Here is a 15,608-nt window from a genome sequence, read left to right on the forward strand (position 1 = left end):
CCTCGGATCCGGGGTCGGTGGGGGTGCCGGGAGTGTTCACGGCAGGTCAGGCTATCCGGCACGCCGGCACGGCCCGGTGCCCGCCCCGGACGAGGCCGCGCGGGCCTCGGCGGCCGGCTCAGGCTGCGCGGGGGCGGTGGTGCCGCAGGTGGGTCAGGCGCAGGCCGTGCAGGGTCAGGTCCGGGACGTGGTGGGTGACCGTGTCGGCCCGGCCGTGGACGAGCTCGGCGAGGCCGCCGGTGACCGGCACGGTGACCGGCAGCGCGTCCGGGCCGAGCTCGGCGATGATCCGCCGGACCAGGCCGTCCACCTGACCGGCGGCGCCGAACAGCACCCCGGCCTGTAACGACTCCACAGTCGTCCGACCGATCACCGACCGGGGCGGGACCAGGTCCACCGGGCGCAGCGCCGAGGCCTGTTCGGCCAGCGCCTGCATCGCGATCTCGATCCCGGGCGCGAGCGCGCCACCCAGGAACTCACCGCGGGCCGAGACGACGTCGATGTTCGTGCAGGTGCCCAGATCGACGCTGATGCAGGTGGTGCCGAACAGGTGGTGCGCGGCGAGGCTGTTGACGACGCGGTCGGCGCCGACCTCACGGGGCTGGTCGACCAGCAGCGGGACGCCGGTCCGCACGCCGGGCCCGACGACGAGCGTCCGCATCCGGCCCGACCAGCGGCTCAGCAGCCCGCGCAGCTCCCGGGACGGTCCGGGCACCGTGGACAGCGCGGCTACCGCCGTCACCTCGTCGAAGTGCTTGCCGAGCAGTCCGGCGACGGCGAGCTCCAGCTCGTCGGTGGTCGCCCGGGTGTCGGTGCGCATCCGCCAGCGCTGCTCGGGCTCCGGCGCCAGCGACGACGGGTCGGCCGCGGGATCGCTCTCGGGGTAGAGCCCGAGCGAGACGTGGGTGTTCCCGACGTCGATGCAGAGCAGCACCGCTACCGGGCCGCGCCGGACAGCAGGCCGGATCCGGCCGGGGCGTGGCCGGGATCGGCGCCGAGGTCGGCGACCCGGTTGTCGGCGTCGACGAACACCACGCGCGGGGTGTAGTCGCGGAGCTCGGCCTCGTCGTAGGAACCGTAGGAGATCAGGATGACCAGGTCGCCGGGGTGCACCAGGTGCGCGGCCGCGCCGTTGATCCCGATGACGCCCGAGCCCGGCTCCCCGGTGATCGCGTAGGTCTCCAGCCGGGCGCCGTTGGTGATGTCGACGATCGTGACCTGCTCGCCCTCGAGCAGGTCCGCCGCGGCCATCAGGTCGGCGTCGATCGTGACCGAGCCGACGTAGTGCAGGTCGGCCTGCGTCACGGTCGCGCGGTGGATCTTGGATTTCATCATCGTGCGGTACACGGGGCCTCCTCTTGGCTACAGCGCGACGGGCACGTTGTCGATCAGGCGGGTGCTGCCGGCCCGGGCGGCGACCAGCAGCCGCGCCTCGCCGGACGCCGGGGCCGGGCCGAGGTCGGCGTCGCGCAGCTCCAGGTAGTCCAGCTCGATGTCCGGCTCGGCGGCGAGCTCGGCGCGGGCCGCCGCCAGCACGGCGTCCGGCCCACGGGCGGACACCGAGGCACCGGCGACGAGCGCCCGGGCCAGGACCGCGGCCCGCCCGCGCTGCTCGGGGTCGAGGTAGGCGTTGCGCGAGGACAGCGCCATGCCGTCGTCCTCCCGGACCGTCGGGACGCCGACGACCGACAGCGGGAAGTCCAGGTCACGCACCATCCGACGGACCAGCGTGAGCTGCTGGTAGTCCTTCTCCCCGAACAGTGCGACGTCCGGGCCGACGATGTGGAACAGCTTCGAGACCACCGTCAGGACACCGTCGAAATGGCCCTTCCGGACGGCGCCCTCCAGCTCGTCACCGAGCGCGCCGGCGGCGATGCGGGTCTCCGAGCCCGGCGGGTACATGTGCTCCACCTGCGGGGTGAGGACCAGCTCGACGCCCTCCTCCCGGCACGCCTCGAGGTCGGCCTCCAGCGGGCGCGGGTAGCGCTCCAGGTCCTCGCCCGCCCCGAACTGCAGCGGGTTCACGAAGATCGACACGACCGGGACGACCGTGCCCGGGAGCCGGCGGGCGTGCCGGATCAGCTCGCGGTGGCCCTCGTGCAGCGCCCCCATCGTCGGGATCAGCGCGATCTTCCGGCCGGCGCCGCGCAGGGCGCGGGTGACCGGGGTGAGCTTCGCCGGATCGGAGTGCACGGTCAGCCGGCCGGGCGCGTAGCCGTTCCGGGTGGAGCCGGCAGGGGCGGCGGAGCCGGGGGGGATCGTGCTGCGGCTCACTGTTCCTCCAGGGTCTTCTCGACGTCGTGCAGGGCGGACTCGTCCAGCAACCCGGCCGCCGCGGCGCGCCGTGCGGTCCGCCCGGCCAGTGCGCGGTAGGACGCGGCCAGGTCCGGGTCCGCGGTGGAGATCCGGTCCAGGTGGGTGCGCACGGTCCCGGAGTCGCCGCGGGCGACCGGCCCGGTCAGTGCGCGGTCGCCGTGCCGCAGGGCGTTGTCCAGGGCGGCGGACAGCAGCGGGGCGATCAGCCGTCCGGCCGGGGTGATCCCGGCCGACTCGAGCAGCTGGACGCAGTCGCCGACCAGGGTCATCAGGTGGTTGGCACCGTGCGCGAGCGCTGCGTGGTAGAGCGGCCGGACGGCCTCCGGGATCCGGACCGGCTCGGCGCCCATCTCGAGCACCAGGGCCTCGGCGACGCTCCAGCCGACGGCGTCGCGGGGGTCGGCGCCCGGGCCGTCCTCCTCCGCCTCGCCGGGGGCGGTGACGCCGACGCAGCAGGACGCGAGCCGCTCGACGTCCTCTGGGCGGCCGGTGAAGGTCATCGCCGGGTGCAGGGCCAGCGGCAGCACGCCCTGCTCGGTGGCCGGGGCGAGAACCGCCGCGCCCTGCGAGCCTGCGGTGTGCACGACGATCTGGCCGGGACGGAAGCAGCCCGCGGCGGCGAGCCCGCGGACCAGACCGGGCAGCACGTCGTCGGGGACGGCGAGCAGCAGCAGGTCGGCCCGGGAGGCGACCTCGTCGGGCGGGAGCAGGGGAACGTCGGGGAGCAGGTCCGCGGCCCGTTTCCGGGAGGCGCGCGAGACGGCGGAGGCGGCGACGACGTGGTGGCCCGCACGGCCGAGCGCGGCTCCGAGTACCGAACCGACACGTCCGGCGGAGACCACGCCGACGGCGAGCCGCGCAGGGCGGCCGGCATCGATCACAGTCAGGTCCGTTTCCTCCCGCTCCGGTCCAGCAGGGGTACCGGTCGGGCAATCCGCGGTGCGCGCGACCTCGGTGGCCGCGTGCCGGACGCGAGGATAGGCCGCGTCCCGCCCTGCCGGGCCCGCCGGTGACCGTCCTCACCCGGGTGGTCGGTGCCGCTCGTCGCATCCCGCGGATTCGCACCGGGATCCGACTCGGCAGCCCCTCCGAGGACGGCGTCGGCCCGGACCCGGTGCAAGGACCCCGGTCGCGGCCCCGTGCCTTCGCCGGGTCGGCGCATCCACACGGGTTCGCTGCGTTCGCACGGGATCGGACCTCGTGTGAACGCGACGAACCCGTGCGGATCCGGGTCGGGTCACGGAGCCACCGGGCCGCGGGTCAACCGGGTGCCGGGGCCGGGCCGGGCCGGGCCGGGCCGGGCCGGGCCGGGACTCAGCGTCGGTCAGGCGGGCGGTGCCGGCCGGGCGGGTCGGAAGGGCGGCGGACCGGGGCGGTGGGGCCGCTCCCGGGGGGCGGGGAGCCGGGGCCGGCCCCGTGCCCACCACGTCCACCAGCCGGAGCAGCCGGGGCGCCGCCAGACGGAGCGGCGGGAGCGGGAGGAGCCGCGGGAGGCGGAGTCCCGGGAGCGGGAGGTGGAGCGGCGGGAGGCGGTCCGGGGCGGCCGGTACGCGGCGGGACGGCGCCGGGCGCCGGCGCGGCACCGGCCGGAGGGCGACCGGAGCCGTCCCGCGGCACGCCGCCGGGGCCGGCGGGCCGACCGGGCTGGCGGGCGGCGAGCAGGTCGGTGGGGATCTTGTGGACGCCGGAGAAGCTGCCGTCCGCAGCCGGCGGCGGCGGGGGGCGCCAGTCCGGCGGCGGTGGCATCCGCCATGCCGCGGTGAGCGACACCGCGGAGTCCGGCCGTCCGATCGCGCGGGCCCGCGCTGCGAGGAGGACGGCGAGCTTCCCGTCGTGCGCGGCGGCCGCGCTCTCCCGGACCACACCGCGGGAGATCCGGTCCCGCATGAACGCCAGCTCGGTGACGGCGGCCTGGTATTCGGCGACGGCCTTCGCCGCGGCCCGCCCGGACTTGCGCCGCACCAGGGCCCGCCACCCCTTGCGCCGGGACAGCCGGGCGAGCAGCGGCACCTCGCTGGGCGCGATCCAGCCCGCCGAGGCGAAGCCGGGCAGCTGCGCGGCGACGATCCGCGCCTCGCGCCGCCGAGCGAACACCACCATGAAGATCAGTCCGGCGAACAGCGGCACCATCACGAACAGGTAGACCTGGAAGAACGCACCCGGCGAGGCCGCCAGCACCGACGCACCGTTCCACAACGCGTGCAGCAGTACCGCGGCGATGTATCCGGCGAGCAGGGCCAGCACCCGCACGACGACGCGGCGATGGAAGGCCGCGATCCCGGCCGCGATGCCGATCATGCAGGTGAACAGCGGGTGCGCGAACGGCGAGGCGACCCCGCGCACGAACAGCGTCGCCAGCACCCCGGCCGTCTGCGGGTCGGAGACCGCCCGGCCCAGGTAGAGGATGTTCTCGCTGAACGCGAAGCCGGCGGCCGTGATCCCGGCGTAGACGACGCCGTCGACGAGGCCGTCGAACTCCCGTCGCCGGAACACCAGCAGCCCGACCAGGAAGAGTCCCTTCGCCAACTCCTCGACGAGCGGGGCGACGACGACCGGCCCGAACAGGTCGCCCGCGCCGAGACCGGCGGCCACGTCGAGCACGGCGGACGCGCTGGTGTTGATCAGTAGCGAGACCAGCGCGGCGAACCCGGCGCCCCACAGGAACGCGCCCATCAGCATCCGCGGTGGTTCGGGCTCCCACCGGTCCACCCACAGGAACCCGGCCACGACGGGGACCACCGGCAGTAGCGCCGCCAGCGTGCCGATCACCACGCCGGCGGTCCCGATGGCCCGCTGCAGCACCCCGATCGTGATCACCGCCAGCAGCGCGAGCAGCACCAGCCCGACGACCGGGAGCAGCACGCCGCGCCGCTTCGCCGACGGGGCCGGAACCGCCGTCGGGATGTACGGCCGGCCGAGGGTGGGCATGGACATGACCCGCGAGCGTAGAGGGCGACCGGCCCGCGCACCGCCCCCGATGTCCGGCGAGGTGCGCTCAGGCGGTGGGGCGCGGGTCCCCGCCGCCGGGGTCGTCGTCCCGGTCGTCCGGGGCCCGGCAGCAGTGCTCCAGCCACAACGCACCGCCGACCAGCAGCAGCGCGCAGACCAGGCCGATGCCGGCCGAGACGCTGTCCGCCGCCGCGGCCACCACCACGGACGCCCGCGGCAACGTGTGCAACAACACACCGGCCCACAGTCCGGTGAGCACCGCCCCGCCGACCGACGACGCCTTGGCCAGCAGCACCGCCCGTGCGGCGACCAGCGCGGGCACCGGTGGCGCGCCGTGCCGGTGTTCGATCCGCCTGCGCAACAGCACCCCACCGACGATCTCGGCCACACCCAGCAGGCCGACCGTGACCCCGGCGGCCACCGGCAGCCCCGGCAGGTACGAGTACGTCAGTTGGACCAGAATGTTGCCCAGCAGCGTCGCGACCACCGCGATCCCGCCCAGGTCCCGGTACCGGGTCGGGGTGACCGTGGGCCGCGGGTCCTCCGGGCCCCCCGGCGACCGATCGGCCGGGCCGTCCGGACCGGACGCGGTCACGGCCGCCCCCCGGTCAGCAGGGGCAGGTCGTCGCGCCGGTGCATGCCAGCGCGGCCGGCCGGTCCGAGCCGTTCCAGCAGGTCGCCGACCGGGCCGTGTCCGTGCAGCAGCGCGTCCGGGTCGGCGACCAGCCAGGGCAGCAGCACCGTGCCGCGCTCCGGGGTGCCCGGGTGCGGCAGCAGCAGCTCGGGGTCCTCCGAGAGCACCGGACCATCCGGCCCGTCGACCTGCACGACGTCGACGTCGAGGCTGCGCGGCCCCCAGTGCTGCTCGCGGACCCGGCCCGACGCGTCCTCCAGCCGCTGCCCGCGGCGCAGCCAGTCCCACGCGCCCAGGCCCGGGTCGTCGGCGATCACCACGGCGTTCAGGAAGTCCGGCTGGTCGGTGACGCCCCAGGGCACCGTCTCGAACACCGGCGACGCGACGACGAGCGTGCCGACGAGATCGTCGACGACCGCCCGCAGGTGCCCGATCCGGTCCCCCAGGTTCGAGCCCAGGGACAGCACCGCGCGGGTCACGTCCGGGACCGCCGGAGCACGACGGCGACGTCGTCGAAGGTCAGCGGGATCGGTGCGGACGGCTTGTGCAGGGTCACCTCGACCTCCCGGATGCGCTCGTCGGCAGCCAGCACCGACTCCGTCACGGCCCCGGCGACCGACTCGATGAGGTCCCGCGACGGCCCACCGACGACGTCGGCGGCCCGCTGCGCGAGCGCGCCGTAGTCCAGGGTGTCGGCGAGGTCGTCGGAGGCGGCCGCGGCGGCCAGGTCGACGCGCACCACCAGATCGACGACGAACTCCTGGCCGTCGGCCTTCTCCTGGTCGAACACCCCGTGGTGGCCGTGCACGCGCAGCCCGCGCAGCTCGATCCGGTCGGGAGCGGCGGACGCGGAACGAGCCTCGGAGCCGCTCATCACTCGTCCTCCGGACGGTACGTGCCGGTCCGCGCCCGGGAGGCGCCGAGCCGGCACGCGGCGCTGACCGCGACGGCGTCCATCGTCGCGCCGACGTCGTGCACCCGGACCCCCCAGGCACCCGCGGCCGCCGAGAGCGCGCTGATCGCCGCGGTCGCACCGTCCCGGCCTGCGGGCGGGCGGAGCTCACCGCCGGCCGCGGCCAGCAGGTCGCCGAGGAACCGCTTGCGGGACGCCCCGACCAGCACCGGGAACCCGAGCGCCACCAGCACGTCCAGCCGGCGCAGCAGCGCCCAGTTGTGCGCGGCGGTCTTCGCGAAGCCCAGGCCCGGATCCAGCACGATCCGGTCCGGGTCCACCCCGGCCAGCACCGCGGCGTCGACCCGGGCCACCAGCTCCTGGCGGACCTCCCCGATCACGTCCTCGTAGCCGGCCAGCTGCTGCATGCCCGCGCTGTGTCCCCGCCAGTGCATGAGCACCCACGGCACCCGGGTCTCGGCGACGACCGCGGCCATCCGCGGGTCGGCCAGGCCGCCGGAGACGTCGTTGATCATCACCGCACCGGCGTCGACGCAGGCGGCGGCGACCTCGGAGCGGGTGGTGTCCACGCTGACCCGCACGCCCGCGTCGGTCAGCTCGCGGACGACCGGGACCACGCGCTCCTGCTCGGTGGGCGCGTCCACCCGTTGCGCGCCGGGCCGGGTCGACTCGCCGCCGACGTCGATGAGGTCGGCGCCGGCGTCGCGCATCGCGACACCGTGCGAGATCGCGTCGGCGCGGTCGAGGTAGCGGCCGCCGTCGGAGAAGGAGTCGGGGGTGACGTTGAGGATCCCCATCACCGCGCAACGGCCCAGGTCCGGCAACGCACCGTCCGGGGCGACCACTCAGGACCCCCTGATCAGCGAGAGCGCCTCCGCACGCGAGGATGCGGAGCTCTTGAACAGGCCGCGGACCGCCGAGGTGGTGGTGCGCGAGCCCGGCTTGCGGATGCCGCGCATGGACATGCAGAGGTGCTCGGCCTCCAGCACGACGATCACCGCCCGCGGGTCCAGCTTGCGCACCAGCGCGTCGGCCACCTGGGCGGTGAGCCGCTCCTGCACCTGCGGGCGCTTGGCGTACAGGTCGACCACCCGGGCGATCTTCGACAGCCCGGTGACCTGGCCGTCCACCGCCGGGATGTAGCCGACGTGCGCGACCCCGTGGAACGGGACCAGGTGGTGCTCGCAGGTCGAGAACAGCGGGATGTCCTTGATCAGGACGAGCTCACCGTGGCCCTCGTCGAAGGTCTTCTCCAGCACCGTGTCGGGATCCACGAAGAGCCCGGCGAAGATCTCGCCGTAGGCCCGGGCCACCCGGGCCGGGGTCTCCCGCAGGCCCTCGCGCTCCGGGTCCTCGCCGACCGCGACCAGCAGCTCGCGCACCGCGCGCTCGGCCCGGTCCAGGTCCACTCCCTCGGGTACGGCCTGGGTCACCCCGGCCGCGACCGCCGCGGACCGCACCGGCGAGGGGAGTCCGTCCGTCGTCGACGTGCTCAGTGTCCTGCCTCCGGGTTCGTGCCCCGCTGCTCGTCCTCGGTACCGGCCGAGCCGTCATCCGCGGGGGTTCCGCCGGGGCCGGGGCCGACGTCCGAGCCGGTCCACGGGCCGTTCTGGGCCGGTCCGTGCTGTCCCTGCCCCTGCTGCGGAGCCTGCCCCTGCTGCGGAGCCTGCTCCTGCTGCGGAGCCTGCCCCTGCTGCGGGCCCTGCCCCTGCTGCGGACCCGGCTGCCGGTCGCCCCAGTTGGCCGGGGGCCAGGTCTGGCCGTGCGGCGTGGTCGCCGGCCGCCAGTCCGGCGGCGCGCCGTAGTTGGGCGCGACGGCGGGCGGGGGCGCCGGGTAGCCGCCCGGCCGGTCCCCGGGGGATCCGGGCCGGCCGTTGCCGGCCTGGGCGCCGTTCCCGCCGTACGGGCCGCCGTTGCCCGGTGCGCCGGGGCCCTGGGCGGGCCGCTCACCGGAGCCGGACGGGGCGGGACCGCCGGTCGTGCCGTTGCCGCTGTAGCCGCCCTCGTTCGGGGCGTCCGGGCGGGCCTGGGTGGACCCGCCGGCCGGGAACGGGGACGCGCCGGGCAGCCCGGCCGCGGCGTCGTGGCCGTTCTCGCCGTTCGCGGAGACCCCGGACCCGACCGGGGCCGGGGTGCGCTCCTCCGCCGGCGTCGGCCAGGACTCGCCGCGCTCGAGGGCCACCTCGCCCCGGGTCTTGATCGGCGGCTTGTCCGACGGAGTGCGCTCGCCGAAGTCGTTGAACGCGGTGATCCGCGGCCGCTTCTCGACCGGCCCGAAGATCCGCTCCAGGTCCTTGCGGTTCAGCGTCTCCTTGTCCAGGAGCTCCAGGACCAGGTTGTCCAGCACGTCGCGATAGGTGTTGAGGATCTCCCACGCCTCGGTGTGCGCGGCCTCGATGAGCTTGCGCACCTCCTCGTCGATCTCGTGGGCGACCTCCAGCGAGTAGTCCGCCTGGTTGCCCATCGAGCGCCCGAGGAACGGGTCGCCCTGCTCGCGGCCGTACTTCACCGCACCCAGCTTCGCGCTCATGCCGTACTCGGTGACCATCGCCCGAGCGATCTTGGTCGCCTGGTCGATGTCCGACGAGGCGCCGGTGGTCGGCTCGTGGAACACCAGCTCCTCGGCCGAGCGCCCGCCCATCGCGAAGACCAGCCGGGCGATCATCTCGGCGCGGGTCATCAAGCCCTTGTCGTCCTCCGGGACGACGAGTGCGTGGCCCCCGGTGCGCCCGCGCGGCAGGATCGTGAGCTTGTAGACGGGCTCGAGGTCCGGCATCGCCCAGGCGGCCAGCGCGTGCCCGCCCTCGTGGTAGGCGGTGATCTTCTTCTCGCGCTCAGAGACGACCTTGGACTTTCGCCTCGGCCCGCCGACGACGCGGTCGACCGACTCCTCCAGCGCCGCCCCGTTGATCAGGTTGCTCTGCTCACGGGCGGTCAGCAGGGCCGCTTCGTTGACCACGTTCGCCAGGTCCGCACCGGACATCCCCACGGTGCGCTTGGCCAGCGACTCGAAATCGACGTCGTCGGCGAAGGGCTTGCCCTGGGCGTGCACCTGCAGGATCGCCTTGCGGCCGGCCAGGTCCGGCGCGGCGACCGGGATCTGCCGGTCGAACCGGCCCGGACGCAGCAGCGCCGGGTCCAGGATGTCCGGTCGGTTCGTGGCGGCGATCAGGATGATCCCGCCCCGGGCGTCGAAGCCGTCCATCTCGACCAGCAGCTGGTTCAGCGTCTGCTCACGCTCGTCGTGCCCGCCGCCCAGTCCGGCGCCGCGCTGGCGGCCGACGGCGTCGATCTCGTCCACGAAGATGATGCACGGCGCGTTCTGCTTGGCCTGCTCGAACAGGTCCCGGACCCGGGAGGCACCGACACCGACGAACATCTCGACGAAGTCGGAGCCGGAGATCGTGTAGAAGGGCACCGAGGCCTCGCCGGCCACCGCCCGCGCCAGCAGCGTCTTACCGGTACCGGGCGGGCCGTAGAGCAGCACGCCCTTCGGGATCTTGGCGCCGAGCGCCTGGTAGCGGCTGGGGCTCTGCAGGAAGTCCTTGATCTCGTAGAGCTCTTCGACCGCCTCGTCGGCCCCCGCCACGTCGGAGAAGGTGTTCTTCGGCATGTCCTTGTTCAGCTGCTTGGCCTTGGACTTGCCGAAGCTCATCACCCGGTTGCCGCCGCCCTGGGAGTTGTTCAGGAACCAGAACAGCAGGATCAGCACCAGGGCCAGCGGGATCATCGTGATCAGCAGCGTGGACAGGAACGAGTCCTGCCGGACGACGGTGTCGTACTCGCCGATGCCCTGGACCTGCCGCAGCGAGTCGAAGACCTGGCCGGAGTTCTGCGCCGGGTACTGGGAGATGATCTCCGTCACGCTGCCGCTGCCCGGGACGTCGATCGGGCGGTCCAGGGTCAGCCGGAGCTGCTGCTCACGGTCCTCGACCAGGGCGCCCGCGACGTTGCCCTGGTCGATCTGGGTCAGCGCGACCGACGTCGGAACCTCGGTGTAACCGCGGGTGTCGTCGAACAGCGAGCTGAACCCGAGATAGATCAGGAGCGCGACGAGGATCCAGATCAGCGGGTTGCGGAGCAGTCGCTTGCGGTCCATGCAACGTCGGCCTGGAGCGGCCTTCACCTTCCCGAGAGTGGTTCGCGGCGGCGGCGAGGTGTGGTGCACCGCCCCCGCCGGTCGGCCCTGACCCGCCAGGATAGCCCCACGTCCGGGCATCCGTGCCGGGCGGACCCGGGTCCCGGATCCCCGTCCGGAGCACCCTCGCGTTCAACGTCCGGTGGCTGCCGGAGGTTCCAGCACGGTTGCGTCACGGATGGTGTCCCGCCGCACACCCCGGGACGGCGGTGTGGGACAACTGACGGGCACGGCCGGTGCGCCGCCGCGGTCCGCGGCGTCCCGCGCACGTTCCGCCCGGCGGAGCAGGTGTCGACACGGCCGGGCGAGGTCCGAGGGCGGAGAGGTGCGGATGGTGCTGCGCGTGGCGGACGGCCCCCGGCGCACGGTGGCGGTGCTGACGGCCGGCCTGGCCGCGTCGGCGGCGCTCGCGCTGGTCACGGCACCGTCCGAGCCGCACGGAGCCGACGCCCCGACGAGCGCCCCGGAGGCCACCGCGGTCGGCGCCGCCACCAGCGCACGGGCCCTGCCGGCCGGACCGGTCACCGCGGTCTCCCCCGGCCCGGACGCGATCGGGCCGGGCACGGTCACCGAGACCGCCGGTGCCGGACTCTGCACCGCGGGCTTCGTGTTCACCAGCGGCGAACGGACGTTCCTCGCCCAGGCCGCGCACTGCGCCGGCACCGGCGACGAGGCCGAGACCGACGGCTGCACCTCGGCGACCGTCCCGCTCCGCACGCCGGTCCGGGTGCACGGCCGGGAGGGCACGGTGACCGGCTCGCTGGCGTGGAGCTCCTGGACGACCATGCAGACCCGCGGCGAGACCGATCCGGACACCTGCGCCTACAACGACCTCGCGCTGGTCGAGCTGCCCGCGGCCACGACGACCGGGGCGGCGGTGCCGTTCTTCGGCGGCCCGACCGGGATCGCCGACACCCCGCCCGCGGCCGGAGCGCCGGTGTACGGCCTGTCCAACGCGCCCGGTCCGGACGGCGCCCGGACCACGGCGGCGCGGGCCGGGACCGCGGCGGGCGAGGTCGGTGGCGGCTGGGGGCACGCGGTCTACACGATGAGCCCGGGCGTGGCCGGGGAGTCCGGCAGCCCGCTGCTCGACGACGACGGCGCGGCCGTCGGCGTGCTGTCCAGCCTCACCACGACCGGCGACCGGGCCAGCATCGAGTACACCGACCTGGGCCGCGCCCTGGACTACGCCCGGCGCACCGACGGCCCGACCGGCCTGACGCTGGCCGGCGGGGCCGGGTTCACCAGCACCCCGCCCGGGGTGGACCCGCGGGCACTGGCCACACCGGCGGGTCCGGCGCTCGGGCGCTGAGCCCGCTCAGGCGTAGACGGCCGGGTTCAGCGTGCCGATGTAGGGCAGGTCGCGGTAGCGCTCGGCGTAGTCCAGCCCGTACCCGACGACGAACTCGTTCGGGATGTCGAAGCCGACGTAGGGGAGCGGGACGTCGACCGTGACCGCGTCCGGCTTGCGCAGCAGCGCCACCACCTCCAGCGAGGCGGGAGAGCGGGTCTGCAGGTTGCCGCGCAGCCAGTTCAGGGTCAGGCCGGAGTCGATGATGTCCTCCACGATCAGCACGTGCCGGCCCGCGATGTCCCGGTCGAGGTCCTTGAGGATCCGCACCACGCCGGACGACGAGGTCGACGACCCGTACGAGCTGACCGCCATGAACTCCAGCTGGGTCGGGACCGGCAGCGCGCGGGCGAAGTCGGTCATGAACATGACCGCGCCCTTGAGCACCCCGATCAGCAGCAGGTCGCTCTCGCCGCCACCGGTGGTGACGTCGGCGTAGTCCTCGGCGACCCGACGGGCCAGTTCGGCGGTCTTCTCCCGCACCTGCTCCTCGGTCACCAGCACCGAGGAGATGTCCCCGTCGTACACGCGTTCCCGACCCCCTTGTTCGCCCTGTCGGCCCTGTTCGCCTTGTTCGCCGCTGTATCGATGCGCGGCTCACACGTTCGCCGAGCGGTCACTCCCGGTCACGCCCCCAGACGCGGTGGCGCAGCACGAGCCTGCCACGGGTCCGGATCAGCTCCAACCCGCCGCCCAGGGTGGGGCCACCCCGCCGGGAGTGCCGGGCGAGCAGCCCGTCGGCGGCCCGCAGCTGCTCGTCGGTGAGCGCCCGCACGCCGTGCCCGATCAGCCATTTCCGCAGGACCCGGCGTCGCACGGCGGCCGGGGCGGTGATCAGCGCGGCCGTGAGCGGCAGCACCGCGACGGGGTCGCCGGGGGTGGTGATCGGGTCCGGCGGGAGGCCCGCGGGTGCCGTCCCCGGTACCGGGCTGTCACCGGAATCACCCGCGCCGTCCGCCTGCGCGTGGCCCGGCCGGTCACAGTCGGTGGTCGGGTGGGTACCGGTTCCGGCTGTACCGGTCCGATCCGTGACGGTCCCCGGCTCCGGGGCCGGTTCGTCGTCGGGGCCGAGGCCGGCCGCCCAGCCGGACAGGGCGTCGTCGTCGTCGCGGAGCTGGCCGGCGGTGCGGGCCAGCGCGGCGGGCACACCGCCGCCGAGGACGTCGTCGAGCAGTGGGAGCACCTCGCGCCGGATCCGGACCCGGGTGAACCGCGGATCGGCGTTGTGCGGGTCGTCCCAGACGGTGACACCGGCCTCGGCGCAGGCCGCGACGGTGTCCGCCCGGCGCACGCCCAGCAGCGGACGCAGCCAGGGTGCGGCCCACGGCCGCATCCCGGCCATGGAGCGCGCGCCGGAGCCGCGGGCGAGGCCGAGCAGCACGGTCTCCGCCTGGTCGTCGAGGGTGTGGCCGAGCAGTACCGGCGAGTCCGGGTGCGGCCGGGCGGCGGCCAGCGCGGCGTAGCGGGCCCGGCGGGCGGCCGCCTCGGTGCCACCCGGCCCGGTGACCGTCACCGGGTGCACGTCCGCGTCCACCCCCGACGCGCGCAGCCGCCCGGCCAGCTCCGCCGAGCGCGCCGCCGACCCGTCCTGCAGCCCGTGGTCGACGACGGCGGCGAGCACCGGCCCGGACACGATCGCGCGGACGGCGAGCAGCAGAGCCGTCGAGTCGGCGCCCCCCGAGCAGCCGACGACCGGCGGTGCCGACCGCGCCACCTCCGGCAGCGCGGTGAGGGCGCCCCGCACCGCCCGCTCGACCCGGCGCGTAGCGACTCCCGACCCTCGTGTCATCGGCACCGCCGCGATCCCCGCCGCACCACCGACGCCGTCGCCTGCGAGCCCCGGCACTCGGCCCCGAGGGGCACCCTCGGGGCCCCCGCAGAGGCGAGGACGCCCCTCGGGACACGAGAGGCGCCGTCCCGGGCCGGCGCGCCCCAGCTGCCGGGAGTGCACGCGTTCCCGGGGGCACCCTCGAGGCTGCCGGGGCTGCACACGCTCCCAGGGGCACCCTCGGGGCCCCGGCAGGGACGAGGCCGCCCCTCGGGACACCCTGGCGGGGCCGGGAGCGATAACACGGTGCTCGACACGCGGGACGGCCGGTGGCGGTGGTCCGGGAGCCCGGTCAGCCGACGCGCCGCAGCCAGTCCGCGGGCGTCGCGAGCTCGGCGCGGGTCGGCAGCGTCTCCGGGGACTCCCAGACCCGGTTCAGCCCGGCCATCCCGACGGCGTCGGTGACCTCCCGGCAGAACGCGGCGCCGACGGCGTACTGGCGCATCTTGGCCTCGACGCCGAGCAGGCTGCGCAGCAGCCGGTCGACGAGCCCGCCGCCGCGGCGGCGCTCGGTGAACCGGGCCCGGATGGTGGCGACATCGGGAACCACCTCGGGGCCGACGGCGTCCATCACGTGGTCGGCGTGCCCCTCCAGCAGCGTGGACAGCGCGAGCAGCCGGTCCAGCACCGCGCGCTGCTCGGGCCCCTGCAGCAGCTCGACCAGGGCCAGCACGTCGGCCGGCTCGCCCTTCTCGCTGCGCAGCGAACGGATCGCGTCGGGTAGCCGGGCGAGCTTGGCGGTGTCCGGCTCCTGCAGCGACAGCAACCCGCCGACGAGGTCGGCGAAGTGGTCACGCAGCCACGGCACCGCGGTGAACTGCAGCCGGTGGGTGGCCTCGTGCAGGCACACCCACAGCCCGAACTGGGCGCCGTCGACGTCGAGGGACTGGGTGGCGGCGTGCACGTTCGGCGCGACGACCATCAGCCGGCCGGTCCCGTCCGGGCCGCCGAACGGGTCGTACTGCCCGAGCACCCGGGCGCCCAGGTAGGCCAGCAGCGCGCCGAGCTGCACCCCGGCACCGGCCGAGGTGACCGCCCGCAGCGGCCTCGGCGAAGCCGGCAGCTCGGCCCCGGAGGTGAGCGCGTCCATCCCGGCGACGGCGGCCCGCGCCCACGCGGCCCGGTCCAGCACGTCGGCGGGCAGCAGCGGCAGCCCGGCGCCCAGACCGGTGACCTCGCGGACGTGCCCCTCGGCCCGGGCCGAGTCCGCGCGCAGGCGCTCGACCAGCGCGGACGCGGCGGCCGGGGTGGTGCGCGGGCCGGGCTGCATCAGCCGGGTGGCGGTCGTCGAGGCCAGGGTCCAGTTCACCGGGAGCCCGTGGTCCACCGCCCCGGACGCCGGCGGGACGGCATCGGGCGCGGTCGATCCGGCCGGGCCGGGCGTCTCGGGCTGCATGCCGGTCACGCTACCCGCGGGGTCGGCCCGCAGTGCTTCCGCTGCGACCGTCGACCGCCGGGCCTCAGTGCTTCCGCTGCGGC

The 15,608-nt window shown here is 75.3% G+C and carries 15 protein-coding genes; 1 reads left to right on the plus strand and 14 read right to left on the minus strand.

The window, feature by feature from the left end; translation table 11 throughout:
* Nucleotides 1–118 precede the first annotated feature (118 nt).
* From ACLFMI_RS19250 to ftsH, 11 genes are all read right to left on the minus strand, one after another.
* Nucleotides 119–934: a type III pantothenate kinase gene (locus ACLFMI_RS19250; protein WP_410949284.1), complete on the minus strand. Its 816-nt coding sequence runs from the start codon at nucleotides 932–934 to the stop codon at nucleotides 119–121.
* Nucleotides 935–936: 2 nt separating this feature from the next.
* The gene (panD, locus tag ACLFMI_RS19255; protein ID WP_410949285.1) at nucleotides 937–1,347 is read right to left on the minus strand and encodes an aspartate 1-decarboxylase; all 411 of its coding nucleotides are present in this window, start codon (nucleotides 1,345–1,347) and stop codon (nucleotides 937–939) included.
* Nucleotides 1,348–1,362: 15 nt separating this feature from the next.
* The gene (gene panC / locus ACLFMI_RS19260) at nucleotides 1,363–2,274 is read right to left on the minus strand and encodes a pantoate--beta-alanine ligase (protein WP_410949286.1); all 912 of its coding nucleotides are present in this window, start codon (nucleotides 2,272–2,274) and stop codon (nucleotides 1,363–1,365) included.
* Nucleotides 2,271–3,194 carry a Rossmann-like and DUF2520 domain-containing protein gene (locus ACLFMI_RS19265; protein WP_410949400.1) on the minus strand — a complete coding sequence of 308 codons (924 nt, stop codon included), beginning with the start codon at nucleotides 3,192–3,194 and terminating at the stop codon, nucleotides 2,271–2,273. Before ACLFMI_RS19265 ends, panC begins: the two co-directional genes overlap by 4 nt.
* A gap of 436 nt (nucleotides 3,195–3,630) precedes the next feature.
* Nucleotides 3,631–5,250: a PrsW family intramembrane metalloprotease gene (locus tag ACLFMI_RS19270; protein ID WP_410949287.1), complete on the minus strand. Its 1,620-nt coding sequence runs from the start codon at nucleotides 5,248–5,250 to the stop codon at nucleotides 3,631–3,633.
* A 61-nt stretch (nucleotides 5,251–5,311) separates the two neighbouring features.
* Nucleotides 5,312–5,860, minus strand: coding sequence for a DUF3180 domain-containing protein (locus ACLFMI_RS19275; RefSeq protein ID WP_410949288.1), 549 nt, complete (start codon nucleotides 5,858–5,860; stop codon nucleotides 5,312–5,314).
* Nucleotides 5,857–6,378 carry a 2-amino-4-hydroxy-6-hydroxymethyldihydropteridine diphosphokinase gene (folK, locus tag ACLFMI_RS19280; protein ID WP_410949289.1) on the minus strand — a complete coding sequence of 174 codons (522 nt, stop codon included), beginning with the start codon at nucleotides 6,376–6,378 and terminating at the stop codon, nucleotides 5,857–5,859. The genes ACLFMI_RS19275 and folK overlap by 4 nt, the downstream gene beginning before the upstream one ends.
* Nucleotides 6,375–6,773, minus strand: a complete 399-nt coding sequence (folB, locus tag ACLFMI_RS19285; protein WP_410949290.1) for a dihydroneopterin aldolase — start codon at nucleotides 6,771–6,773, stop codon at nucleotides 6,375–6,377. The genes folK and folB overlap by 4 nt, the downstream gene beginning before the upstream one ends.
* Nucleotides 6,773–7,609: a dihydropteroate synthase gene (gene folP, locus ACLFMI_RS19290; RefSeq protein ID WP_410949401.1), complete on the minus strand. Its 837-nt coding sequence runs from the start codon at nucleotides 7,607–7,609 to the stop codon at nucleotides 6,773–6,775. The genes folB and folP overlap by 1 nt, the downstream gene beginning before the upstream one ends.
* Before the next feature lie 48 nt (nucleotides 7,610–7,657).
* Nucleotides 7,658–8,272: a GTP cyclohydrolase I FolE gene (gene folE / locus ACLFMI_RS19295; protein WP_410949291.1), complete on the minus strand. Its 615-nt coding sequence runs from the start codon at nucleotides 8,270–8,272 to the stop codon at nucleotides 7,658–7,660.
* Between the two features lie 32 nt (nucleotides 8,273–8,304).
* Complete coding sequence (ftsH, locus tag ACLFMI_RS19300; RefSeq protein WP_410949292.1) at nucleotides 8,305–10,911, minus strand: ATP-dependent zinc metalloprotease FtsH; 2,607 nt, start codon at nucleotides 10,909–10,911, stop codon at nucleotides 8,305–8,307.
* A gap of 370 nt (nucleotides 10,912–11,281) precedes the next feature.
* On the opposite strand from ftsH, the gene ACLFMI_RS19305 reads away from it, so the two are divergent.
* The gene (locus ACLFMI_RS19305) at nucleotides 11,282–12,262 is read left to right on the plus strand and encodes a trypsin-like peptidase domain-containing protein (RefSeq protein ID WP_410949293.1); all 981 of its coding nucleotides are present in this window, start codon (nucleotides 11,282–11,284) and stop codon (nucleotides 12,260–12,262) included.
* A 6-nt stretch (nucleotides 12,263–12,268) separates the two neighbouring features.
* Here the strand turns inward: ACLFMI_RS19305 and hpt are convergent, their stop codons facing one another.
* From hpt to ACLFMI_RS19320, 3 genes are all read right to left on the minus strand, one after another.
* A complete protein-coding gene (gene hpt / locus ACLFMI_RS19310) occupies nucleotides 12,269–12,829 on the minus strand; it encodes a hypoxanthine phosphoribosyltransferase (protein WP_410949294.1) in 561 nt (186 codons plus the stop codon).
* A gap of 88 nt (nucleotides 12,830–12,917) precedes the next feature.
* Nucleotides 12,918–14,090 (minus strand): tRNA lysidine(34) synthetase TilS, encoded by a 1,173-nt coding sequence (gene tilS / locus ACLFMI_RS19315; RefSeq protein WP_410949295.1) that lies wholly within the window; start codon nucleotides 14,088–14,090, stop codon nucleotides 12,918–12,920.
* A 331-nt stretch (nucleotides 14,091–14,421) separates the two neighbouring features.
* The gene (locus ACLFMI_RS19320) at nucleotides 14,422–15,525 is read right to left on the minus strand and encodes a zinc-dependent metalloprotease (RefSeq protein ID WP_410949296.1); all 1,104 of its coding nucleotides are present in this window, start codon (nucleotides 15,523–15,525) and stop codon (nucleotides 14,422–14,424) included.
* Between the last annotated feature and the right edge of the window lie 83 nt (nucleotides 15,526–15,608).

It is taken from the genome of Pseudonocardia nantongensis (assembly GCF_046546495.1).
Taxonomy (GTDB): Bacteria; Actinomycetota; Actinomycetes; order Mycobacteriales; family Pseudonocardiaceae; genus Pseudonocardia; species Pseudonocardia nantongensis.

Excerpts from the sequence above, each read along its gene's own strand:
- ACLFMI_RS19270 (WP_410949287.1), bottom strand. The coding sequence starts at position 5,250 with ATGTCCATGCCCACCCTCGGCCGGCCGTACATCCCGACGGCGGTTCCG.
- folB (WP_410949290.1), bottom strand. The coding sequence starts at position 6,773 with ATGAGCGGCTCCGAGGCTCGTTCCGCGTCCGCCGCTCCCGACCGGATC.
- folP (WP_410949401.1), bottom strand. The coding sequence starts at position 7,609 with ATGGGGATCCTCAACGTCACCCCCGACTCCTTCTCCGACGGCGGCCGC.
- ftsH (WP_410949292.1), bottom strand. The coding sequence starts at position 10,911 with ATGGACCGCAAGCGACTGCTCCGCAACCCGCTGATCTGGATCCTCGTC.
- ACLFMI_RS19305 (WP_410949293.1), top strand. The coding sequence starts at position 11,282 with ATGGTGCTGCGCGTGGCGGACGGCCCCCGGCGCACGGTGGCGGTGCTG.
- tilS (WP_410949295.1), bottom strand. The coding sequence starts at position 14,090 with ATGACACGAGGGTCGGGAGTCGCTACGCGCCGGGTCGAGCGGGCGGTG.
- ACLFMI_RS19320 (WP_410949296.1), bottom strand. The coding sequence starts at position 15,525 with ATGCAGCCCGAGACGCCCGGCCCGGCCGGATCGACCGCGCCCGATGCC.